Origin of the sequence: Alteromonas sp. LOR (assembly GCF_000753865.1) — a bacterium.
GTDB lineage: Bacteria > Pseudomonadota > Gammaproteobacteria > Enterobacterales > Alteromonadaceae > Alteromonas.
Map to the genome: position 1 here is coordinate 48652 of NZ_JQFW01000057.1, position 21565 is coordinate 70216.

General features: G+C 44.4%; 21 protein-coding genes. 11 read left to right on the top strand and 10 right to left on the bottom strand.

Annotated elements, in window-relative coordinates; genetic code table 11:
* Positions 1-37: 37 nt before the first annotated feature.
* From JV36_RS0117265 to JV36_RS0117295, 7 genes are all read right to left on the bottom strand, one after another.
* Positions 38-1795, bottom strand: a complete 1758-nt coding sequence (locus JV36_RS0117265) for a flotillin family protein (RefSeq protein WP_032096718.1) — start codon at positions 1793-1795, stop codon at positions 38-40.
* 17 nt (positions 1796-1812) lie between these two features.
* Positions 1813-2427 (bottom strand): YqiJ family protein, encoded by a 615-nt coding sequence (locus JV36_RS0117270; RefSeq protein WP_032096717.1) that lies wholly within the window; start codon positions 2425-2427, stop codon positions 1813-1815.
* A gap of 155 nt (positions 2428-2582) precedes the next feature.
* Positions 2583-3350 (bottom strand): hypothetical protein, encoded by a 768-nt coding sequence (locus JV36_RS0117275; protein ID WP_032096716.1) that lies wholly within the window; start codon positions 3348-3350, stop codon positions 2583-2585.
* 166 nt (positions 3351-3516) lie between these two features.
* Complete coding sequence (locus tag JV36_RS0117280) at positions 3517-5436, bottom strand: alkaline phosphatase (RefSeq protein WP_032096715.1); 1920 nt, start codon at positions 5434-5436, stop codon at positions 3517-3519.
* A gap of 14 nt (positions 5437-5450) precedes the next feature.
* Entirely contained in the window at positions 5451-7034 is a 1584-nt protein-coding gene (locus JV36_RS0117285; RefSeq protein WP_032096714.1) for an alkaline phosphatase, read from the bottom strand.
* A 308-nt stretch (positions 7035-7342) separates the two neighbouring features.
* Positions 7343-8068, bottom strand: coding sequence for a UDP-2,3-diacylglucosamine diphosphatase (lpxH, locus tag JV36_RS0117290; protein WP_032096713.1), 726 nt, complete (start codon positions 8066-8068; stop codon positions 7343-7345).
* Between the two features lie 136 nt (positions 8069-8204).
* Positions 8205-8696, bottom strand: a complete 492-nt coding sequence (locus tag JV36_RS0117295; RefSeq protein ID WP_032096712.1) for a peptidylprolyl isomerase — start codon at positions 8694-8696, stop codon at positions 8205-8207.
* A gap of 223 nt (positions 8697-8919) precedes the next feature.
* Here JV36_RS0117295 and cysS point away from each other — a divergent pair, with 223 nt between their 5' ends.
* The 11 genes from cysS to JV36_RS0117350 all read left to right on the top strand — a co-directional run bounded on the left by cysS (position 8920) and on the right by JV36_RS0117350 (position 18776).
* Positions 8920-10302, top strand: coding sequence for a cysteine--tRNA ligase (gene cysS, locus JV36_RS0117300; protein WP_032096711.1), 1383 nt, complete (start codon positions 8920-8922; stop codon positions 10300-10302).
* Between the two features lie 185 nt (positions 10303-10487).
* On the top strand, positions 10488-11156 hold the full coding sequence (locus JV36_RS0117305) for a response regulator (protein ID WP_032096710.1): 669 nt from the start codon (positions 10488-10490) through the stop codon (positions 11154-11156).
* Positions 11157-11192: 36 nt separating this feature from the next.
* Positions 11193-12458, top strand: coding sequence for an ATP-binding protein (locus JV36_RS0117310; protein WP_235207897.1), 1266 nt, complete (start codon positions 11193-11195; stop codon positions 12456-12458).
* The gene (locus tag JV36_RS0117315) at positions 12455-12850 is read left to right on the top strand and encodes a cupredoxin domain-containing protein (protein WP_032096708.1); all 396 of its coding nucleotides are present in this window, start codon (positions 12455-12457) and stop codon (positions 12848-12850) included. Before JV36_RS0117310 ends, JV36_RS0117315 begins: the two co-directional genes overlap by 4 nt.
* Entirely contained in the window at positions 12843-13604 is a 762-nt protein-coding gene (locus JV36_RS0117320) for a hypothetical protein (protein WP_032096707.1), read from the top strand. Before JV36_RS0117315 ends, JV36_RS0117320 begins: the two co-directional genes overlap by 8 nt.
* A gap of 101 nt (positions 13605-13705) precedes the next feature.
* Positions 13706-14380 carry a hypothetical protein gene (locus tag JV36_RS0117325; protein WP_032096856.1) on the top strand — a complete coding sequence of 225 codons (675 nt, stop codon included), beginning with the start codon at positions 13706-13708 and terminating at the stop codon, positions 14378-14380.
* Between the two features lie 111 nt (positions 14381-14491).
* Positions 14492-15190: a thermostable hemolysin gene (locus tag JV36_RS0117330; RefSeq protein WP_032096706.1), complete on the top strand. Its 699-nt coding sequence runs from the start codon at positions 14492-14494 to the stop codon at positions 15188-15190.
* A complete protein-coding gene (locus JV36_RS0117335; protein ID WP_052010233.1) occupies positions 15187-16647 on the top strand; it encodes an AMP-binding protein in 1461 nt (486 codons plus the stop codon). The genes JV36_RS0117330 and JV36_RS0117335 overlap by 4 nt, the downstream gene beginning before the upstream one ends.
* Positions 16648-16660: 13 nt before the next feature.
* Entirely contained in the window at positions 16661-17332 is a 672-nt protein-coding gene (locus JV36_RS0117340; RefSeq protein ID WP_032096705.1) for a TenA family transcriptional regulator, read from the top strand.
* Positions 17332-18141: an SDR family oxidoreductase gene (locus JV36_RS0117345; protein ID WP_032096704.1), complete on the top strand. Its 810-nt coding sequence runs from the start codon at positions 17332-17334 to the stop codon at positions 18139-18141. Before JV36_RS0117340 ends, JV36_RS0117345 begins: the two co-directional genes overlap by 1 nt.
* Positions 18138-18776, top strand: coding sequence for a tetratricopeptide repeat protein (locus JV36_RS0117350; RefSeq protein WP_032096703.1), 639 nt, complete (start codon positions 18138-18140; stop codon positions 18774-18776). Before JV36_RS0117345 ends, JV36_RS0117350 begins: the two co-directional genes overlap by 4 nt.
* Positions 18777-19043: 267 nt before the next feature.
* Here JV36_RS0117350 and JV36_RS0117355 read toward each other — a convergent pair whose 3' ends face one another.
* From JV36_RS0117355 to JV36_RS0117365, 3 genes are all read right to left on the bottom strand, one after another.
* Positions 19044-19514, bottom strand: coding sequence for an FKBP-type peptidyl-prolyl cis-trans isomerase (locus JV36_RS0117355; RefSeq protein ID WP_032096702.1), 471 nt, complete (start codon positions 19512-19514; stop codon positions 19044-19046).
* A gap of 145 nt (positions 19515-19659) precedes the next feature.
* Positions 19660-20391 (bottom strand): hypothetical protein, encoded by a 732-nt coding sequence (locus JV36_RS0117360; protein ID WP_032096701.1) that lies wholly within the window; start codon positions 20389-20391, stop codon positions 19660-19662.
* A 124-nt stretch (positions 20392-20515) separates the two neighbouring features.
* Entirely contained in the window at positions 20516-21565 is a 1050-nt protein-coding gene (locus tag JV36_RS0117365; protein ID WP_032096700.1) for a hypothetical protein, read from the bottom strand.

Below are 21565 nucleotides of genomic sequence, written 5' to 3' on the forward strand. Positions count from 1 at the left end.
AGGTGCTTTGTGGCACGTGTTTATTTCACGCTCAGGCTCATGCCTCAGGTGTCGTACTGCCGTTTAACTTCGTATCGTTTGCGTTGGTTTGTTTTGGCGACGTTGCTGTGCCCGCAAGTAACTCACTGTTTCCGGTTATTAAGTCGCTTAACGTACCTTTTTCACCATCAACGAGACCCACTTCTCTTAGCATTGAATCTACTAATGGGGCGTTGGCGCGATAGTTAAGTGCAGCTTGAGTGACTTGCTCGGCCAGCCCGCTGCCCGATGTGGCAACCGTATGACTTCCTGTACTCGATGTGCCTCCTTGACCATAGCCTTGAAGGATCTTAATACCTTCGATATTTTCAAGCGGCTTCACAGCTTGCGCAACTAATTCTGGCAGAATTTTCAGCATGGCTAATGATTTTTGTAGCTCTATTTGCTCATTTTTCAGCGTATTTTCAGCCTCATACAGCGCTTGCTTACCTTGCGCTTCAACAGCAAGCACTTTTTCATCTGCTTCAGCTTGAAGCATTTTGGCATCTGCCGACGCTTTTGCTTCTGTTAAAATGGCCTGGGCGCTGTTTTCTGCAGCTTCTTTTTTAGCTTCTGCTTCAACAGTAATACTTACCGCTTCGCGCTCTGCTTCTTTGCGCGCATCAATCACTTCAATTTGCTTCTTACGTTCGGCCTCAGCTACCGACCTGGCGGTTAATACCGCTTCTTCTTTTTCAACTTTTTGCTTTTCGGCTTCCGCTGCTTTTGCTCGCGCAGCAGACTCTTCCTCTGATTTGGTAGCAACCGCAATTTGTTTAATTTGCTCAGACACTTCGACTTCTTGTTGTTGACGAATTCTTGCTTGTTCAAGGGCTTGGCGTTTAGCTATTTCTTGTGTTTCAATCTCTCGAGACTTTTCAATTTCAGCGGCTTCAATCGCGCGATTTTTGGCAATTTCCGCTTCACGCTCTTCACGCTCTTTCATTTCACGCTGTTTAGCAATTTCGGCTTTTTGTTCCTGACGTTTAAATGCAAGTACCTGCTCTTGAGTAAGCCGTGCTTCTTCTTCGTCACGTTTAACATCAAGAGATTGCTTTTCAGCAGCAAGGTTACGCTGCTCTATCAAAATGCGGTTTTCTTGCTGAATATCGTTTGTCTCTTTGCGTTTTTCTTCAATTATCTTGGCTAAGCGCGCTCGGCCCTCAGCGTCAAAGGCATTATTTTCATTGAAAAACTCAAGGTCAGTTTGGTCGAACCCAGTTAAACTTACCGACTCTAATTCTAGTCCGTTTTTCTCTAAATCGTTCGCCACGCTTTGCTGCACTTTTTGTACAAAGTCGGCTCTTTGTTCATGCATTTCGGTCATGCTCATTTCTGCGGCAACGGCACGCAGTACATCAACAAATTTAGACTCCATTAGCTTTTTAACTTCCTCTGCACGAGTGGTTCTCGTACCTAGGGTTTGCGCTGCCATTGAGATGCCACCGGCATTAGGCGCCACTCGCAAGTAGAAATCTGCTTTCACGTCTACGCGCATTCTGTCTTTCGTTATTAATGCGTCTTTTTGGGTTTTCTCTACTTCAATGCGAAGGGTATTCATGTTCACGGGAATAATTTCGTGAACCACAGGCAGTACTAATGCGCCGCCATCTTTAATCACCTTTTCGCCACCGAGTCCGGTTCTGACAAAGGCCGTTTCTTTAGTGGCTCTTTTGTATAACTTGGCAAATATTAAACCTATAACAATAAGTCCAATAACAATAGCGCCGGCAACAAATAGAATAGACGGCATATTAGTGGTTTGAATTGTATCCATACTTCTTCTCTTTTACGTTATTGATAGCGGGTAGCAAACCAGCTGTGGGGGTTCTTCTGAACCAATATTACCCGTTCGCCTTTATCAAAAAGCTCCTCCGGTTCTAATGGCTCAACTAAAACAAAATGGGGTTGTGAAAAGTTGTCAGTAAACTTGGCTTCTGCAGGGTTGCCTCTCGATGCTCGCCCGATAGTAATTTGTGCAACGGCTCCTACGAAATCGTCGCTGTGCATAGCACTTGTTTCTACACTTGGGAGAAGGTGAGCAATGATAAATACGGATTTTGAGGTGATAAAAAGGCCCAAGACTACTGCGGCAGGCACTGATATAAGTTTAGGCAGCGCCGTATTGAAAGTCAGTGAACTTATGCCGTTAATCGTAAAGCCGCTTAGTCCGAAGCAGGTAAGAAAAACCACAAGCCATACAAGAAACGGCACTTTGTTTATGTTCAGCCAACTTGCCAACTCAGTTCCCATAAAACCGTCGGCATTAGTCTCGCCAATCTCATCGCCAATACCGAGTAAGCTTAACCCAAATAGCATGCTTACCAGTTCTAGTACGGCTATAAAGGCTATGGCGGTTAGGGCTATGCTGAACCAAAGATTTGAGGGGGATAAAAGAAGGTCTGTCATGTACATCATCCGTGATCGTGTTGACTTTTTATACCACAGCCTAAAATATATTCCAGTAATAAAAAGCAACAGAATGTAAACGACAACATGGTGAGCAAGCAGCGGCATGCTCACTCACTAGGCTAGTAGGGTATTAACGTGAGTTCGACATTCCCTTAATGGTTATGCTCTCCTTCAAGTGCACGGCCGTGTTGATCGTAGAAGCCACTTGCACCAGCTTCAATGAAGCCTTGAGTGACCATTTTTGTGAGAAATGGATCGGTATGATCGTCACCAATATCAGCATAATCAGTTGACTGATAATCAACCCGACGAGCGAAAAAGCTGCTTACGTCTGCTTCATAATCTGCATTGGTTAGTGTCCAAGTGCGATGCATACTGCCTTGCTCAATATCAAAGCGTTCTATCAATCGTTGCTGTGGTAGCCAAACTAATGAGAAAGAGCCTGTCGCGGTTTTAAGCGCGTAAGTGTCTTTTTGATTGCAGTGTTTACCTTCAGAACTGACAAGCGTCATAGTATCGATAAACGTGTCGCTAATAAGCTGATAACGAAAAGAGAAGTCAGTCTCTTTTTTGCCATGAATGGTCTCACCAGGTTGATATTCGATAGCGCGCTGGTGGCCATCAAAGTAACGAACGGGCTTAATCAGTTTATTGCGAACCAATGTGTAAACTTCTGTAATTTGGGTAGACGGATATTGGTGTGCCACCTTGTTGCCCATGCGCCACAACGATAACGTGCTCTCACGCACGCGGTTATGCACATCGCCACCCATGTCGATATGTTGAGTACTTTTAATTGTATAGTCAGCTTTAACCTGTTTACCGTTTTCTTTGCACATTGCAGAAGTGTCATCGGCATTTACCGCGTGCGCAGTGGCAGTAAGGCTAAAAGCAGTGAGAAGAATGAGTAACTTTTTCATTTTCGCTCCAGTTTCGCTCAGATAACGAGAGGAACGGCTGGCTCCTCTCGTACATATAAATGGAAATACAAATGGCCCTAGCTGGTAAGCTAAGGCCATGTTTTTATTTTATTTTTATTTAATTAAACATTGCTTAAATATTGCCTAAAAATTACTTGGACAATACTTATTCCAGCGTACTTTCTGCTTGCGACACATAGTCACCCGCAAAGTCCATCACATGGAAGATGATGCTTTGCTCATTAGTACCATTCACTAAGAATGCACCTGGGCCTTTGGCATAAATGCCAACGTCTTCGCCCGAGTGTGTTTCTGAGCCAAGTGGCACTAACGCTTCTTGGTGATAACCCGGAGTCGTCGTGTCTACGTCGGTGATATCTTTACGACCGGTGTCGGCTGCAGCTAGGTAAGACGCGTCTGAATTAGTCACGTCGCCCAAGTTTCTGTAGCCAAGACCATTGGTGTAACCCAAAGTCGTGTAAGGCGTACCGTCTGCGGCAGTTGCTGCCTCATCAGAGCCTACGTTGACTACTTTTCCAAGAATGGGGTTGCCGCGTTTTGGATATCCTGCAATGGTGAACACGTGGCCGTGGTCAGCGGTAACAATGATAAGCGTGTCTTCATCATTAGTTAGCTCGTCTGCCGCAGCGACTGCTTCAGCAAATGCAATAGTATCGTGCAACGCACCGAAGGCATTTCCAGCGTGGTGAGCGTGGTCAATACGACCCGATTCAACCATTAAGAAGAAACCTTCATCGTTGTTATCGAGTACTTTAATGGCCGCGCTTGTCATTTCAGCAACCGATGGTTCACCTGCAATATCATTACCGCGGTCAGCTTCATATTGCATATGCGATTCGTTAAATAGTGCGAATACGCGCTCGGTAGTTTCTGTGTCTAAACCATCAAAACCTGACTGGTCAAAAACGTAGACACCGTTGGTGTACAGGTCTTGCCATTCTGCCGTTAAGTCGCGTCCATCTGTGCGGTCGCCTTCAGTGCTGCTTGCAGCATCAGGGCTATTAAACGCAGCGTCACGTGGTAAGAAGTGACGACGACCGCCACCCATTACTACTTCGATACCATCAACGTCTAAACCGTCAAATTTAGCTTCAAGGTTAGCCTCAAATTTTACCAACTGATCGGCAATATCAGTACAGCCTGCCGTAACTGCTGCTTCAGGCATATCTGAAATGTCTTCCCAGTTGCGATCTGCAGATTTAGCATAAGTAGCAGCAGGTGTGGCATGGGTAATACGAGCTGTAGAAATGATACCCGTAGATTTCCCTGCAATTTCAGCAAGCTCTAGTGCAGTAACCAGTTCGTTACCTGCTACCGTAGTGCAATCGCCGCGCTCAATGTCTTCATCAACGCCAATTACACCCACATCGGTCTTAATACCGCTCATCATCGCGGTCATTGTGCCCGCGGAATCTGGCGTTTGTGCATCAACGTTATAGGTTTTTGATAAACCAGAGAACGGGAACGCATCGAAGCTCAATTGATTCTCTTCTCCCTCTAGCCCTTTCATTTGGCCGTCGAGAATACGTGCTGCGGTAACGGTTGAAACACCCATGCCGTCGCCAACGAAAAGGATAACGTTTTTGGCTGTGCCTCGAAGGCTCTCAACCATAGCGTTAAGCTCTGCTTGGGAATTAGCGGTTGCAACACTGACATTGGATGAAGAAGCAGCATTACCAGGGGTTGCATTCATCCATACGCGTTTGTTGTTCTCAACTTCTGCCTGCCCATCAACAAACCAGTCGTTGTTTAAGCTGGTAAGAATTTCACTGCTACCTACAGAGTCGACCCCTGGCACACAAACAAAGCTTGTCGATGTGATTTCAGCTTCTGCAAGCGTGCCATCGCTATCGCTGTCTAAACCAGAGTCGATGCGAACACCACTATTAGGGCAGTTTGCATCGCCCACAGCTAATTCGGTTTGTACAGTAAGGCTGCTTACGCCATTACTTCCGTCAGCACCCGCGGCGCCATCAACGCCGTCTTGGCCGTCGTCGCCTTCTAAAGAACACGCAGACAAACCTGCGATAGCTACTGCAATTAAGCTTAATTTAAATACATTCATTTTCTTATCTCCACTTATTCGTTAACAAGGCCAAGGGCTTGATTAATTAAGTGGAAAACAACGTTTTGCTCTACCACGCCTTGTGCAAGTTGACTTCCAGGTCCTGTTGCATGCAATGAAATGTCTTCACCCGAATGCGTTTCAGAGCCCAATGGAATGAGTGCTTCTTGGTGAAATCCTGGAGTTGTTGTGTCGATATTGGTTAAATCTACACGGCCAGCGGCATTATCTAACGCGTAGGTGGCGTCTGAATTCGTTTCATCGCCTAAGTCGCGGAAACCAAGACCATTTGTGTAGCCTAGGGTAGTGTAAGGTGTGCCATCTGATGCAGTTGCTGGCTCCTCTGAGCCTACATTCACAACTTTGCCTAAGATAGGGTTACCACGCTTAGGGTAGCCTGCAATAGTAAATACGTGGCCGTGGTCGGCAGTAACAAGAATAAGCGTTTCTTCTGGGTTGGTATTTTCAACGGCTGTCATTACTGCTTGTTCAAAAGCAAGAGTATCGGTAAGCGCGCCTGCGGCGTTGCCTGCATGGTGGGCGTGGTCAATTCGACCAGACTCAACCATCAAGAAAAAGCCATTGTCGTTGTTATCGAGAATATTAATAGCGGCTTCTGTCATTTCTGATACTGAAGGCTCGCCTGCAATGTCGTTACCGCGGTCTGCTTCATACTGCATGTGCGATTCGTTAAACAAGCCAAATACGCGCTCTGTTGATTCAATATCGATAGCGTCAAAGCCTGCTTGGTCGAATACATAGACACCGTTTTCATAGGTATCTTGCCATTCTGCTGTCAAGTCGCGCTCATCAGTACGATCGCCTTCTACATCGCTTTGTGCATCAGGGCTGTTAAACGCTTCATCGCGGGGTAAGAAGTGACGACGACCGCCGCCCATTGCTACTTCAATACCGTCAATGTCTACGCCTGTATAACGGCCTTCTACATAAGATTCGAAGTTAACAAGCTGGTCAGCAATATCTACACAACCCGCTGTTACAGCCTCTTCAGGCATATCTGAATTGTCTTCCCAGTTACGATCGGCTGATTTGGCATAGGTAGCAGCTGGCGTAGCGTGAGTAATACGTGCAGTAGAAATAATGCCGGTAGATAGGCCTTTAATTTCTGCAAGTTCTAGCGCGGTAATCACTTCGTTACCTGCCACAGTAGAGCAATCGCCCCTTTCTATATCTTCGTCAACACCAATCACGCCTACGTCTGTTTTAAGACCTGACATCATCGCTGTCATGGTGCCAGCAGAATCTGGAGTCTGTGCATCTACGTTGTATGTTTTCACAAGCGCAGTATGGGGAAAAGATTCGAAGCTTAAGTAGCCTTCTTCACCAGGGTTGCCAGCTAATTGCCCTTTGTGAATACGAGCAGAGGTAAGAGTAGAAATACCCATACCGTCACCAACAAAAAGAATAACGTTTTTGGCTTTGAATTTATTATTCGTTGCTAGTTTCTCAGTCAATTTCGATTGCGCATCGGTGTACCAAGCGCTATTTGTTTGATGCTCTGGCAATACTGCAGCCTGTAGCCCAGCGGATACCGCCATTGCTACTGCTGTGCATGCTACTTTCCAGTTACGATTCATGGTTGTTTCCTAAACGTTTTATTAAAATCGGTTGTGGGTAGGCGTGTTGTAAAGCAAATAGCTATTTTCCATTGTGCCTTTGCTTAAACGCAGGCTGGAGGTTAGGCAGGATTAGTGACATTTATTTGACAGATATATTGCTAAACTGTCACAACTGTCACATTACGTTAATAGAAAGTGAGCATTAAGAAAGGAAGTTGAAAAATTCTATATATTTATTAACTGTTTGCGAGAATGTGCAAAAAAGAATGATTAACAAAAATTTTTTATAGGTTGTGGACTGACCAGTTTGTAAGTGTCAGATAAACTTACATAAAATTGTGATGTTGTAACATAACTTCAGATGGAGTGACCTTCAAAACACTGCCTTGGTCATACCAATCACCAAGTACTATTCGCGTTGCAGATTTACCGTTTGCTTGAAGTGAATGGATCTTAGGACGGTGCGTGTGCCCGTGGATCATTCGCTGCACACCCCATTTTTCGAGTGCGTCAACCACTTCAGAGGGGGTTACATCCATTATCTCTGGCTTGAGGCTTTGTTGGTTTACTTTGCTCTGGGCTCGGCCATTGCGAGCAACTCTGCGTCGATACCATAAAGGGAGGGCAAGCATGAGTCTTGGCCACCACCATCCGCGCGATTTTTTGCGAAACTTTTGGTAAGCCACATCTTTTGTGCAAAGCTCGTCGCCATGAGTGAGCAGTGTTGGAGTGCCGTACAGGTCGACAACTTCCTGTTCATTTAACAAGGTCATGCCTGCTTTATTTAGCCAGTTGTGCCTTATCGCAAAATCACGATTGCCGTGAATAAAGTAAATAGGGCAATGCTGACTTACTTGCTTGAACGCTTTTGCCACTGCCGTATTGAATGGGTTTACGTCATCATCGCCAATCCAGACTTCAAAGAGGTCGCCCAACACATAAAGCGCATCCGCGTTAATAGCGTCTTCTTCTAAAAAGCGCATTAAACAGTCGGTAATATCAGGTCTATCGGCGCTAAGATGAAGGTCGGCAATAAAGTAAGTGAAAGGCATAGTGTGTCTTTTTTAGATTAAACAGGCCGCACCTAAAAGATGCGGCATTCGCTTTATTTGTGAAGCTGTTCTATCAATATAGCGGCTGAAATCAAAGCGGTTATTTCACCATTTATCTAACCGCTAATTGATTAGCTTATACAACAAACGCTTTTTCAATAATTACTGGCTCTACCGGCACATCTTGGTGATAACCGTTATTGCCTGTTTTCACGGCTTTGATCTTTTCTACCACATCCATACCTTCAGTTACTTTACCGAACGCACAATATCCCCAACCGTTAGCACTTTCGCTAGTGTGGTTAAGGAAGTCGTTATTGTTAACGTTAATGAAAAACTGTGATGTAGCAGAGTGTGGGTCTTGCGTACGCGCCATAGCAACGGTACCAACTTCGTTTGCTACACCATTGTTAGCTTCGTTTTCGATAGGAGCCTTAGTGTCTTTTTGCTCCATGTCTTCTGTAAAACCGCCACCTTGAACCATAAAGTTGTTGATTACACGGTGAAAAATAGTGTTATCAAAGAAACCGTCTTGAACGTAAGAAAGAAAGTTTGCAACGGTATTAGGCGCTTTGTCTTCGAAAAGCTCTAGCGTGATATCACCATAATTTGTTTTTAACGTAACCATTGAAGATGTCCTATATATTGACTGTAAAAATGTGCGCTAATGGTAGCGCAAAAGCGTTGTTTGGGGAAATAGCGACGCATAATTAAGCGGTCATAGGATGTTATTACTCATTTAGGCCAGTTTTGGCTTTTTATGCCAGTGAAATAGGGGGTTAAAAGCCTTACCATTATTTTTATACAGTGCTAAACTTTGCGCCCAAAATTGATATACAGGAAGACTCTTTATGCTACATCTTTACAATACCCGAACCCGTGAGAAGGCTAAATTTGTGCCGCTTGAAGAAGGGAAGGTGGGTCTGTATGTGTGTGGTATTACTGTATACGACCTCAGCCATATGGGGCATGCCCGCACCTATTTAAGTTTTGACGTGTTGGTGCGCTATCTGCGCCACCTCGGGCTTGACGTAAAGTATGTGCGTAACATTACCGATATTGACGATAAAATTATTGCCCGTGCAAACGAGAACAATGAAAGTTTTGAAGCGTTAACCAAGCGTACAATTGGCATGATGCACGAAGACTTTGCAGCAATTAATCTGCTTGAGCCCGATGTTGAGCCTACGGTGAGTGGGCACATGCCCGAAATTATCGACATCATTGAGCGCTTAGTTGAAAAAGGCTACGCCTATCAAGCACAAAGCGGCGACGTACTATTTGATGTCAGCAAATATGAAGACTACGGCAAGCTAAGTAAACAAGATTTAGACCAGCTGAAAGCCGGTGCGCGAGTAGAAGTAGCGCAAGGTAAAGACGATCCCCTCGACTTCGTATTATGGAAAACTACTAAGCCCGGCGAGCCAGCATGGTCATCACCGTGGGGCGAGGGTCGACCTGGTTGGCATATAGAATGTTCGGCAATGAACTATAAGCATCTAGGCGCCCATTTTGACATTCATGGGGGTGGTTCAGATTTAACCTTTCCTCACCATGAGAACGAAATTGCGCAATCACGCTGCGCCCATGACAGCGAATATGTAAACGTGTGGATGCATGCGGGAATGGTGCAGGTTGATGACGAGAAAATGTCAAAATCTCTCGGCAACTTTTTTACTCTTCGCGATGTGTTAAAAGAGCATGATTCAGAAACCTTACGTTTCTTTTTAATGTCTGCTCATTACCGCAGCCAGTTGAGCTATTCGCAGGATAACATTACCCAAGCTAAAGCAGCGCTTGAGCGTTTATATACAGCGCTTCGCGGTGTTGAGATTGATGAAACGGCTGAGTTAACACACGGTGGTTATTTAGCGCGCTTTGAAGCTGCTATGAACGATGACCTTAATGTGCCAGAAGCGTTCTCAGTGCTATTTGATGTGGCTCGTGAAATCAACCGCAAAAAAGATGATCCTGCTGAAGCGGGCAAGTTAGCGTCTGTGTTAAAACGCTTGGGCGGTATTTTAGGCATGCTGCAAAGTAACCCTGATGCGTTTTTAAAAGGCGGTAACGACAACAACGATGAAGCTGTTGAAATTGAAGCGCTGATAAAACAACGTAACGACGCAAGAGCCTCAAAAGACTGGGCTGCTGCCGATGCAGCGCGCGATGCGTTAACGGCAATGGGCGTAGTGCTAGAAGATGGAGCGGGTGGTACAACCTGGCGTAGAAGTTAGTATAGTTACCCCTTAGTCAGTTTGTAGTGTACTCAACGCATGATAAGGGGTACACGAATTTAAGTATGAAAGCCTGCTATTTAGCAGGCTTTTTTGATCGCTTTCGGTGAGTATTGTCTAGCGTTCCTTAAGACAGTCTTAAGTTTTGGGTGTTATACTTAAAAAAAAGCAATAAACAGAGCACTATGCGAATTCTCCTTGTTGAAGATGATAAGCCTTTGTCTGACGCCTTATCACACTCTCTTCGTGCAGCTAATCATGCTGTTGATTGCGTTTTCCGTGGTAAAGATGCCCTTAGCGCAGTGCTTGATGAACAAACAGACCTAATAGTCTTAGATTTAGGCCTACCCGACATGGACGGGCTCGACGTGCTAAAGTCTATTCGACAGAAAAGTAAGTCTATGCCTGTCATCATTTTAACTGCCAGAGATAAAATCACTGATAAAATATTAGGTCTAGACGCGGGAGCCGACGATTATCTGCCAAAGCCCTTTGAAATGGACGAACTGCTTGCTCGGTTGAGAGTTATTGAGCGCAGGCAGGGGACAGCCGCCACGTCGCTTGTCTCTGTAGGGCGAGTGTCTCTCAACACGCAAACACTTGAACTCTATGTTGGCGACGTCATGGTTACCCTTCCACGGCGTGAATTAATGTTGTTGAAAGCGCTGATGGAAAACGCAGGGCGTATTCAGTCTAAGCAAAAACTAGAGTCGCGTTTGTATGAATGGGGTGAAGAAGTGGCAAGTAACACCATTGAGGTTCACATTCATCACCTACGTAAAAAACTACCTGATAAGTTTATTAAAACCATTCGCGGCGTTGGCTATTCAATACCGCAGGTAGAGAACAAATAATTGCGATCGATTAGGCGATTCCTCACTCTTATACTGGTGAGTTCATTGATACTCATCATCTTTAATGCGGCTATACATGGATACCGCTCGGCCATGTCTGTGTCTGCATCCTTGATGGATAATGAATTAAAAAGCGTATTGCACGCTTTAGCGTTAAGTGAAAGCAAGTCAACAGGCGACTTAAAGGCAAATGAACTTGCTTTTCAAATATGGCGAGGACAAAAGCTGGTTTCACACAGCGGCCTATCGGAGCGCTTGCCCATCGCACGTTTTAATGATGGATTTTCAGACCAGAATTTTAGCGGGCAACGATGGCGAGTTTTTAAGCAAGCTATTGATGGCGAACTTACTATTATAGTTGCTCAGCCTTTGCAACACCGTGTGCTGTTAACTGAATCATTAACGATATCAGCAATCACGCCCTTTCTTTATGCAGTGCCGTTACTCGCCATCATTATACTGCTGGTTGTTACTCGAGGCCTATCGCCGTTAAAAGCGTTATCCAACAAATTATCTGTTCGACAAGGGAAAGACTTGTCGCCAGTGACACTTTCGTCAATTCCTACAGAAATGATGCCGGTAATGGATACGCTGAACACCATGTTTGCAAGGCTTAACAGTGCGTTTGAGCGAGAACAACAGTTTGCATCCAATGCAGCACATGAATTGAGAACGCCATTAAGTGTGATGAAGATAAACCTTCATAACCTTGCCGAGTCGATGGTAGATAAAAAAGACGCCTTGCAAAATATTCAAAAAGACACGGACAGAATGATTCACGTTGTTAACCAGATACTGCTGCTCAGTCGCACCAGCCCCGAGCTATTTAAAATGCAGCTCGGCAACGTGGATGTCGTTGCCATAGCTCAGAAAGTTATTACCGACCTGTACGGTAAAATTGAAGATAAACAACAAGACATAAGCCTCGACGGCGAGTCTGCTTTTTTAATGAGTACGGAATTTACGCTGTACACGCTATTACAGAACCTCATTGCTAATGCCTGCGCATACTCACCTAACGAGGCGGTTATTAAGGTATCTGTTTCACAAAATGAAAAAAACACTGTGATATGTGTAGATGATTCAGGGCCGGGTATTGACGAATCAGAGCGAGAAAATGTCCTTAAACGTTTTTATCGCGACCAATACCAAGACAAGTACAAATCTACAGGCAGTGGACTCGGGCTTGCTATCGTGGGGCAGATTGTGACCATGCACAAGGGAAGGATAGAATTAGACACCGCCCCAATAGGGGGCTTACGCGTTCAAGTAATGCTACCGAATCTGAGTAATACTGAATGACAATTTTCTCAAAGCGCTCGGTGCTACTTTCTTGGTTTTTCGTGAATGGATTGGTGTGCGGTAATGCAAAGGCCGCGCTACCAGAAGCGGTTATCGAGATTCGAAATCATCTTTTTATTCCTCAAAGCGTTACTGTGCCTGAAGGGCAAAAAGTACGCTTGGTGTTTATTAATCATGACAGTACACCAGAAGAAATTGACAGCTTTGATTTAAATCGAGAGAAAGTGATTTTTGGTCAAAGTCGAGGGGTTATTTTTATCGGCCCATTGCCCGCAGGAGAGTATGGCTTTTTTGGTGAGTACCACCCTAACTCAGCAGTAGGTAAAGTGATTGTCACCAATAGTGTTGACAACGCTATTGACGGCACTAGCGAGGGAAAGGCCCATGATTAACTCTGTTATATTGTTTATTCGCGACACCTTGCCCATATTTTTACTAGTGAGTTTGCTGTTAAGTCAGTCCGGGATACGGCTGCTTCCTTTAGGCCTAGGTATACTTGTTGGACTTTTGTTTGCCTGTGGTTGGTACGTCAATCTCTCTTCGCTGGCAACAATAGCAGACGGCGCAGGGCTTGAACTGATTAAAGTCGCTCTACTGCTTTTTGAATTGATGATGGTGTGCTTTTTTGCCAGAGATGTAGTGGCCCAACATCGAAGAGCGAATTTGTGGGCCGTATTACTGGTGGTGGCCATCACCTCAGGCAATGCCATTCACTTTTTCATTTATTCGGTAGCTTATTGGTCGAATGAGCAAACAGATATGAGCCTAGTAATGGGCAGTATAATTGGTTTAGGTATTAGTTTGAGTTTAAGCATACTGCTTCATGCGATGGTTAATTCGATTAGATACTCATTACCTAAGCTGATTGCTCTGTGCGTGTTTTGTGCCGGGCAGTTTGCCGGCATTGTCACTCTATTAGAGCAAATCGACTATCTCAATGTATCTGCAAGACTTTGGAATTCCTCAACATGGGTGGCGGATGGCAGCGAATATGGTCATTTGCTCAATGTCTTGTTTGGCTACGAGGCTACGCCCAGTAGTGCGTATATGATTGCTTACTTGACTGCGGTTTTTCTACCCACTTTATCCGCTTTTGTGTTTCAAAAAGACACGGGCATGAAAAAATACGAGGCACCATCATTATGAGAAGCGTTATTGAAAGTGCCATTCGATTTGCGATGAGTTGTGCAATGAACAAATCCGTTAAAAATTTCATAAAGTCCGGGGGGGCACGGTCACTTTTAATTATGCTTTCTTTCAGTCCGTTTGACACGGTAATGGCAGATAATTTTGTGGTAGATAAAGTGTATCATCCCTATGTGTTGCCATTTGAACGTGAGTTTGAGTGGCGCCTGACATCTCGTCAAAATGACGAAGGTAACCTACTGATGCAGCGGATATCTGCGGGGCATGCACTCTCTGAACGAACAATTTTAGAGCTCTACGTGGTGGGCAGCAGGGACGAGAATGATGACTTTTCGGTTGCCTCTTATGAGCTTGAATTACGTTCTATGTTGACAGAGCAAGGGCAATACTGGGCAGACTGGGGTGTATTATTTGAATTGGAAAAGCAAAATGATAGGAATGATTGGGAAATAAAAAGCGGTATTTTGACTGAAAAAGAATTCGGGCGTTTTTCTCTTACTACTAACGTAACCTTAGTTTACGAATGGGGCGAAACCATAAAAAACGAATTCGAAGGCGAATTTAAAATGAAATATCGCTATCGCTGGATACCTGAAATTCAGCCTGCAATAGAATTCTACGCCGCTGAGGACTTTATTGGCGTTGGCCCCGCATTTATGGGAATTCGTCGGTTCGACGGACAAAAGCAGCTTAAGTGGGAGCTTGGCTTTATCGCTGGGCTAAATGGTGACAACACAGACCATACCCTACGTATGGTTTTAGAATACGAGTTTTGATTTCCATAACGCCTAGCTGTTTAAAATAAGTGACAAATATTATCAAGTCTTAAGTTTGACTTAATATTCATATCTCATAATCGGACTTAACAGTTAACAGAGTAGTTGTTTATGTTAAGTACCGCACTATCACCAAAACGTCGCTCTAGCGCACGTTGCGCTAGGCACATTTATCCTCGCAATACGCTTACTGAGTTATTCATCGGCGTCGACTCATCTTTGCAACGCAACGAGCTTCAGCGCCTTATTGCCAAGGGTTTTTGGCGCTCTTATCACGCTACACTTCAACATTTTATGCCTGTATTGCTGGGCGTAGGTGGCAGTAAGCCTTTTGCTGCGTTAGGCGCGCGGAGCGCAGCGTCCCCTTTGTTTGTAGAGTCTTACATGCCGGCGCCAGTAGAAGACATATTGGCGCAGGTAAATCTAAACGTTGCGCGCAATCAAGTTGCCGAGATTGGCAATTTATACAGTCGCAACGGTAGTTTTACGCAACCGCTACTACTCCTTACAGCGCTTAGCCTGCAACAGCTAAATTATTCGGTAATTGTGTTTGCCGCAACATCATCATTACGAGATTTAATGACAAGCATTGGCCTACCACTCACCTATTTATGCGATGCGTCAAAGCACCGCTTGCACGATGAAGGTAAAGAGTGGGGGACTTACTATGAGACGAAACCCCAAGTGGTTGCGCTTCGCACCAGCGAAGTATCGAGACTCGTTGCTAGCAGTGAACCAGTGGCAAAAATGTTCGATTGTATGGCGCCACTTCTGCCTGAAATAACAAATGTATTTGAGGCCCATTTATGATCTTAGATCCCCATGTGTTTCAAAATGATGATACTGCACTGGCGTACAGTGGTGGCAGCATGAATTATCGTGAATTAGTTGAAAAAGTAGCGTTAGTTTCTGAATGGTTGTTGCAGCAGCCAGAAATGCACCTGGCATTAATCGCTGATAATGGCGCGGAGTGGGTTATTTGCGATTTAGCGGCCCGAGAAGCGAATAAAGTGCTTACTCCCGTGCCGGTTTACTTTTCAAAGCAACAACGTCAGCATTTGCTTAACGAGGCCGGCATTGAATTATTAATAGCTGATAGCGGCAACATGAGTGAATACACTGAGCACAAAGGCGTAAGCCGAATTGAGTGTCCCTTTGAAACCCTGCAGGCTTATAAAGTGAAGCCTAATGGTCATCCTTGTATCCCTCGGGGAACGGGGAAAATCACCTTCACCTCAGGGTCTACCGGCCAGCCCAAAGGGGTTTGTTTATCGAATACTTCCCAGCGTAACGTAGCGAAAAGCTTGTCCAATGCAGTGGCGTTGAAGCGAGTTAAACATTTATGTTTATTGCCATTGCCCACATTACTAGAAAATATTGCGGGCGTATATGCGCCGTTATTAGTGGGCGGTTGCATCGTTCTGCCTTCTAGCACAGAGCTTGGGTTTAGTGGTGCAGCACTCACAAATCCAAACGCCATGCTCTCTCAAATTAATGAACATCGGCCCGAAACGCTTATTTTAGTGCCGGAATTATTATTGTTACTGGTTTCAGCCTGTAAGAAAGGCTGGGTACCACCAACCTCACTTACCTTTATTGCCGTAGGAGGCGCACATGTAGCACCTTCCTTACTCGAGAGTGCACGCGCTTTGGGACTTCCTGTCTTTGAGGGGTACGGCCTCTCAGAGGGTGTATCGGTAAATACGTTGAACTTACCCGATAAACATTGCGATGGCAGTGTCGGTGAATCACTTGGGCATAACACGCTATCTATTGAAAATAACGAACTTATCGTAAAGGGAAACATCTTTCTTGGTTACTTGAATCAGCCAGACTCATTTTATCCTTTTGAGGTGAAAACCGGTGACTTAGTGTCTGAAGAGGGGGGCTATTTTCACATTCAGGGGCGCAAGAAAAACCTCATTATTACTAGTTTGGGGAGAAATATCTCACCTGAGTGGATTGAGAGCGCGCTCACCTCAACAGGCTATTTTCAATATGCATTGATCGTTGGTGAAGGAGAAAAAGCCTGCAGTGCAATTTTAGTTAAACGAGACCGTACACTCACTGAACAGCAGATTGCACAAGTCATCGCATCTGTTAACCATTCCTTACCTGAATATGCGCGTATCGCCAAGTGGCATGCGCTCGACGCGTTACCAGAGAGCGCATTGTTACTTACTGCTAATGGCAAGCTCCGTCGAGAGCAGGCGCTACAGCATTTTCAATCAACTATTAGCAATTTACTCAACCAACAGGTTGCGTAATTAAGGAGATACCATGAAATTATTTGAAAGACTTGAAAGCGAAACACAAAATGAGCGTGCTTATTTAACGTCATCGCCTATTATCCGTCGCTGTTTCGAAGGCAATATTTCAACCGAAGACTATACCGCATTTTTGTCGCAAGCTTATCATCATGTAAAGCACACAGTTCCGCTGCTAATGGCCACTGGCGCTGCTTTACCAGAGAGTAAGGAATGGCTGCGTGAAGCTGTGGGAGAGTACATCGACGAAGAAATGGGCCATCAGGAGTGGATTTTAAATGACTTAGCGGCCTGCGGTGTTGATAAAGAAACCGTAAGACATAGTGCACCCGCTGCGGCGACAGATTTAATGGTGTCTTATGCCTATGATGCGATACGCCGCAAAAACCCGCTGTGCTTTTTTGGGATGGTATTTGTGCTGGAAGGCACAAGTATTGCGCTGGCCGATAATGCTGCGGCATCAATTCAAGATGTGCTAGGGCTCCCTAAGTCGGCATTTAGTTATTTGCGTTCTCACGGTTCGTTAGATCAAGAGCATATTGTGTTTTTTAAAGACCTGATGAATAAAATTGATGATAAAGCAGAACAAGATCTCATCATCCACTCTGCCAAAATGTTTTTCCAACTTTATGCGAATATATTTAGAACGTTGTCGTGTTCTGACTTGCTTACGGAGGCAGCGTAATGGCCATCGCTTTTGAAAAGCAGGTGTGCCTATTAACCGGCGCATCGGGTGGGATAGGAGAGGCCATTGCCAAACAGCTAGCAAGCCTTGGTGTCTCACTGATACTCACAGGACGAAATACCAGCAAGTTAGGGAAGCTTGTAGAAGTCTTGCCAGGCCAACACACTGTGGTATGTGCCGATCTGACACAGACTGACGATATGGAAAAAGTGGTGGCACTTTGTCGCGATAAGTCTGTCACGATGCTGATTAATAATGCTGGAATCACTGAAACAGGTTCATTTACTGGTGGCCCACAAGGTGCTGTAGACTCTGTAATTACGACTAACCTCGTTGTACCTATTACGCTTACGCAAAAACTGATCCCCATATTACAGCGTGCACCTGATGCTCGCATCGTCAATATTGGCTCTACATTCGGCAGTATTGGTTTTGCGTGTCACTCTTTATATTGCGCCTCTAAGTTTGGTCTGCGCGGATGGACGGAATCGTTAATAAGAGAGTATGCAGGAACAAATTTGCATTTTCACTATTTTGCACCCAGAGCCACGCAAACATCAATTAACTCAGCGCAAGCTACTTCGATGAATCAGGCGTTAGGCAATGCCATGGATAACCCTTCTGATGTAGCTCAAGCGCTTGTTGACATGCTTTATAAAAAGCAGTGTCGACGCTTTCTTGGCTTTCCAGAAAAATTGTTTGTAAAAATTAATGGTGCGTTTCCCAGCTTGGTGGATGCAGCGCTAAAAAAGCAGCTTCCCACCATCCAACGCTATATGAAATCGCGTCAAGAGGAGAAATTATCATGAGATTGTTTAAAATTACATTGGCATCGGTTTTACTTCTGCTCAGCATGGCAAGCTATGGCGATGAGAGCTTGTTGGCTATTCAACATGAATGGGCCGTAATAAACTATTCTGAATTGGAAGACGATGACAAAGTTGACGCGCTACTAGCGCTTGCAGATAAGGCAGAGTCTTTAGTAAAGCTGAACCCAGAAGGGGCAGAGGGCTACATTTGGTTGGGAATTGTTCAATCAACCACCGCAGGTGCGAAGGGGGGCCTCGGTGCGCTAAAATATGCAAAGGCAGCGAAGAAAAGTTTTGAAAAAGCACTGCGTCTTGATGAAACAGCGCTTCAGGGATCGGCAATGACAAGCTTAGGCGTGCTTTATCATAAAGTGCCGGGGTGGCCGATTGGGTTTGGTAGTGATAAAAAAGCCGAAATGCTGCTGACAAAAGCGCTTTCGCTCAATTCTGATGGAATTGACCCAAACTTCTTCTATGCAGAATATCTTTTTGATGAGCGTGAATATGACAAAGCGATGAAGTACCTAGCAAAAGCACAAGCAGCAGCGCCACGCCCAGATAGACCTCTTGCTGATAAAGGTCGCCAAAAAGAAGTAGAACTATTAAAACAAAAAGTACTGGCAAAGATGAACTAGCATTATCGTTAAATTGCATGGCATCGGCTTTTACACTTTTTGCAGGAAAAAGCGCTACCTGAGCCTAAAATGAATTAGACTAAAATGCTCGCAAATTATCTGACTTCAGATTATTTGCGAGCAATTCAGCAAGGATAAGCTAATACACATAAAGCTAAATGCTTTTTTGATGAGCTTCTGCTCACACTTTATTCTTAAGCTATTTGAGGCCGAATCAGTGCTTATACCAAACCAATACATTTAGCATTTTGTTATTACCGTATAGGACTATTTAACTTCTAACAATTCCACTTCAAATATCAGCGTCGAGCCCGGTGCTATTTTTCCTGCTGCGCTGTCGCCATAGGCTAGGTGTGATGGAATAAAGAATTTATATTTATCTCCCTCAACCATAAGTTGAACGCCTTCCGTCCAGCCTGCAATAACACGGTTTAGTGGAAAGCTAATGGGCTCACCACGCGCCACCGAGCTGTCAAATACAGTGCCGTCAAGCAACGTGCCGTGGTAATGCACTTTTACTGTTGATGATGCCGTTGGGTGCTGTGTACCTTGCCCTTCTTGAAGTATTTCGTACTGAAGGCCTGAAGATGTCTCTTTTACTGCAATATTGGCTTTATTTTCTGCTAGAAACACGTTGCCGGCTTCGATGTTTTCAGTCGCGATTTTTTTGTTTGATGTGTGGCGGGTAAATAAGAAAATGGCTAAACCAATTACGATAGCTAAAATAATAAACTTCATTAGTAGTCTTCTTTTATTTGTTGTTGTAAATAGGCGTTACAAAAAGAGATGCTAAATAGTGTAACACTCGTCATCGTTTACGCGTGTAATTTCTTATCAAGTGAAAAAAGCCCGTAACATCGACCTATAGGATGGGCTTTATAAGCTATTTGCTAAACCTATCTATAAGTAATCCAAACTGACTGCGGCTTCCTACTATCGTTACGTATCCCTTCTCAGGAAGCTTATCGAGCTCATGTTTTGATAGGCAAAGGTAAGTGTCTTCAAACTCCCTTGTCTCAATAATTTCAATACGGTGTCGGCAGCGTTTTTTACCGTCTATCTTTTTAAATGCCATGCTTTGGTTAACACTGTCTTCGCTTAGAATACTATGCAAACTAAGGGGAACGGATTGGTCTACAAACACTAAGCTGAAAGCTAAAAATACGAGTGGCATTACTGAGATGGCGAGTTTGCCCCGCCAGTCTTTCGTCAAACGTTGGGAAAGCGTTTTGTCCATCCCTAAGGATAAAAACCATAGCGTTATTAATGTAAGAGACATCAGCCAGAAAAAGGCACCGGTATTTTCTGTCCAACTTTTTGCCACCATAAACTCAGAAAACATGGGGATGATAACTGCAAGGAGTAAGGTAATGAACGATATAAACATTACTCGTGTTATGAGCAGTTGTTCTGACCATTTCACTCTTGTGTGAGATGAACTTACTTCGTCATCATCAACAGCTTGGTGTTGCTTAGGCTGTAAAAGCCGTTTTTCAGAGAGTGCAGCTTGCGCCGCTTTGTAGCGCTCAGGAAAGCGGGCTTTATCGACATTGGCAACAACGTCTTCAAGTTCTTCCACAGTATAAAGAGCATAGTTTGGTTTGTTGTCGAGCATGTTGATATATCCGTATCCTTGGAAAACTTCTTCAAGGTGTCTTTATTATTTACAACGTATTTATTTACAGGGTTTCTATTAACAAGTTCTCTCTTTACAGAGCCCCTATTTACAGAGCCTCTATTTACAAAGAATCATTTTCATTTGAAACCAGGCCTGGGGAGGGCACGGTCGATTCTTTTTCCATCAAATGGGATTTCCAGCGCTGTTGCGATACGTGGGCTTTAACAAGTTCTAGGCATTCGTTTACTACATTCAATACTTCTTCATCGAGAGCATCAGCCGTGGGGGTGTAGTCGTGCATGCCCACAGAAATAAAGTGGTCAATGCGATCAGAGTCTAGGTCGCTTAACAAATTAACGAGGGATGAGGTAACAATGTCAGTAACCGACTGCTCCAGTGTATTTTCAATGGTTTTACCTATAATGGGCAAGTAATTAAGAGACGATACTTGCGCGTTGCCTCGCACGGCCTTACCAACACTCTTTCGAACGTGCTCCCTTATTACGTCACCGTGTTCATCGTTACTTATAGATTGCCCTAGGTGATTGATAATGCCTGCCATCCATTGAGTGATAACAGGGCGTCGTGGTGCAAGCACTTGGTTAGTAATATCATCAAGCAGTGGAGAGCCGGCGGAGATATCTTTTTGTGCATCGCTTAGCACTTTTACTACTATTCTGTCGCTTAACTCTTCCACAAAAACATCGTAGTAGAAGGTAAAGAATCGAAAGATTGCGGTTTGATTTAAGTCGATAATCTCGTATTTGTGCAGGCGGTGCAAAATAGACAATATGCGGAGAAAACGAAACAGACGCGTGCCGCCGGTTGGGATAAGCCCAACAAGATCGTACCAATGTAAAAATGGGAAGAAGTACCAGCGTAGGTGTTCTTTTCTTACTATGGCTACTGCCCAGCGAAAACAAAACTCAGTAAAAAATATGCCTATGAATACTAAGTCGACAAGTAAAAAGTTGTTGTGTATGGGGTCGTAGGCATCAATAACGGCGGGGAAGTGCACGCCAAGCTGCTGATACACAAAATTAGTGGCGTATAGTGCATCAAATATGAGCCATGCTAAGTTTATAAACAATAAACCCAGCATGACTAAGTCTAAAATTAACCAAGGCGTTTCATGACTGTTTCGCAGATTTTCTCGGTTAATTTTTAACAT

What these genes read in the sequence shown, in the direction of transcription:
- JV36_RS0117365 (WP_032096700.1), bottom strand. Translation starts at nt 21,565, where the DNA reads ATGTTAAAAATTAACCGAGAAAATCTGCGAAACAGTCATGAAACGCCT.
- JV36_RS0117285 (WP_032096714.1), bottom strand. Translation starts at nt 7,034, where the DNA reads ATGAATCGTAACTGGAAAGTAGCATGCACAGCAGTAGCAATGGCGGTA.
- JV36_RS0117280 (WP_032096715.1), bottom strand. Translation starts at nt 5,436, where the DNA reads ATGAATGTATTTAAATTAAGCTTAATTGCAGTAGCTATCGCAGGTTTG.
- JV36_RS0117335 (WP_052010233.1), top strand. Translation starts at nt 15,187, where the DNA reads ATGATCTTAGATCCCCATGTGTTTCAAAATGATGATACTGCACTGGCG.
- JV36_RS0117295 (WP_032096712.1), bottom strand. Translation starts at nt 8,696, where the DNA reads ATGGTTACGTTAAAAACAAATTATGGTGATATCACGCTAGAGCTTTTC.
- JV36_RS0117330 (WP_032096706.1), top strand. Translation starts at nt 14,492, where the DNA reads ATGTTAAGTACCGCACTATCACCAAAACGTCGCTCTAGCGCACGTTGC.
- JV36_RS0117345 (WP_032096704.1), top strand. Translation starts at nt 17,332, where the DNA reads ATGGCCATCGCTTTTGAAAAGCAGGTGTGCCTATTAACCGGCGCATCG.
- JV36_RS0117355 (WP_032096702.1), bottom strand. Translation starts at nt 19,514, where the DNA reads ATGAAGTTTATTATTTTAGCTATCGTAATTGGTTTAGCCATTTTCTTA.
- cysS (WP_032096711.1), top strand. Translation starts at nt 8,920, where the DNA reads ATGCTACATCTTTACAATACCCGAACCCGTGAGAAGGCTAAATTTGTG.
- JV36_RS0117275 (WP_032096716.1), bottom strand. Translation starts at nt 3,350, where the DNA reads ATGAAAAAGTTACTCATTCTTCTCACTGCTTTTAGCCTTACTGCCACT.
- JV36_RS0117350 (WP_032096703.1), top strand. Translation starts at nt 18,138, where the DNA reads ATGAGATTGTTTAAAATTACATTGGCATCGGTTTTACTTCTGCTCAGC.
- lpxH (WP_032096713.1), bottom strand. Translation starts at nt 8,068, where the DNA reads ATGCCTTTCACTTACTTTATTGCCGACCTTCATCTTAGCGCCGATAGA.
- JV36_RS0117320 (WP_032096707.1), top strand. Translation starts at nt 12,843, where the DNA reads ATGATTAACTCTGTTATATTGTTTATTCGCGACACCTTGCCCATATTT.
- JV36_RS0117305 (WP_032096710.1), top strand. Translation starts at nt 10,488, where the DNA reads ATGCGAATTCTCCTTGTTGAAGATGATAAGCCTTTGTCTGACGCCTTA.
- JV36_RS0117360 (WP_032096701.1), bottom strand. Translation starts at nt 20,391, where the DNA reads ATGCTCGACAACAAACCAAACTATGCTCTTTATACTGTGGAAGAACTT.
- JV36_RS0117315 (WP_032096708.1), top strand. Translation starts at nt 12,455, where the DNA reads ATGACAATTTTCTCAAAGCGCTCGGTGCTACTTTCTTGGTTTTTCGTG.
- JV36_RS0117270 (WP_032096717.1), bottom strand. Translation starts at nt 2,427, where the DNA reads ATGACAGACCTTCTTTTATCCCCCTCAAATCTTTGGTTCAGCATAGCC.
- JV36_RS0117265 (WP_032096718.1), bottom strand. Translation starts at nt 1,795, where the DNA reads ATGGATACAATTCAAACCACTAATATGCCGTCTATTCTATTTGTTGCC.
- JV36_RS0117340 (WP_032096705.1), top strand. Translation starts at nt 16,661, where the DNA reads ATGAAATTATTTGAAAGACTTGAAAGCGAAACACAAAATGAGCGTGCT.
- JV36_RS0117325 (WP_032096856.1), top strand. Translation starts at nt 13,706, where the DNA reads ATGCTTTCTTTCAGTCCGTTTGACACGGTAATGGCAGATAATTTTGTG.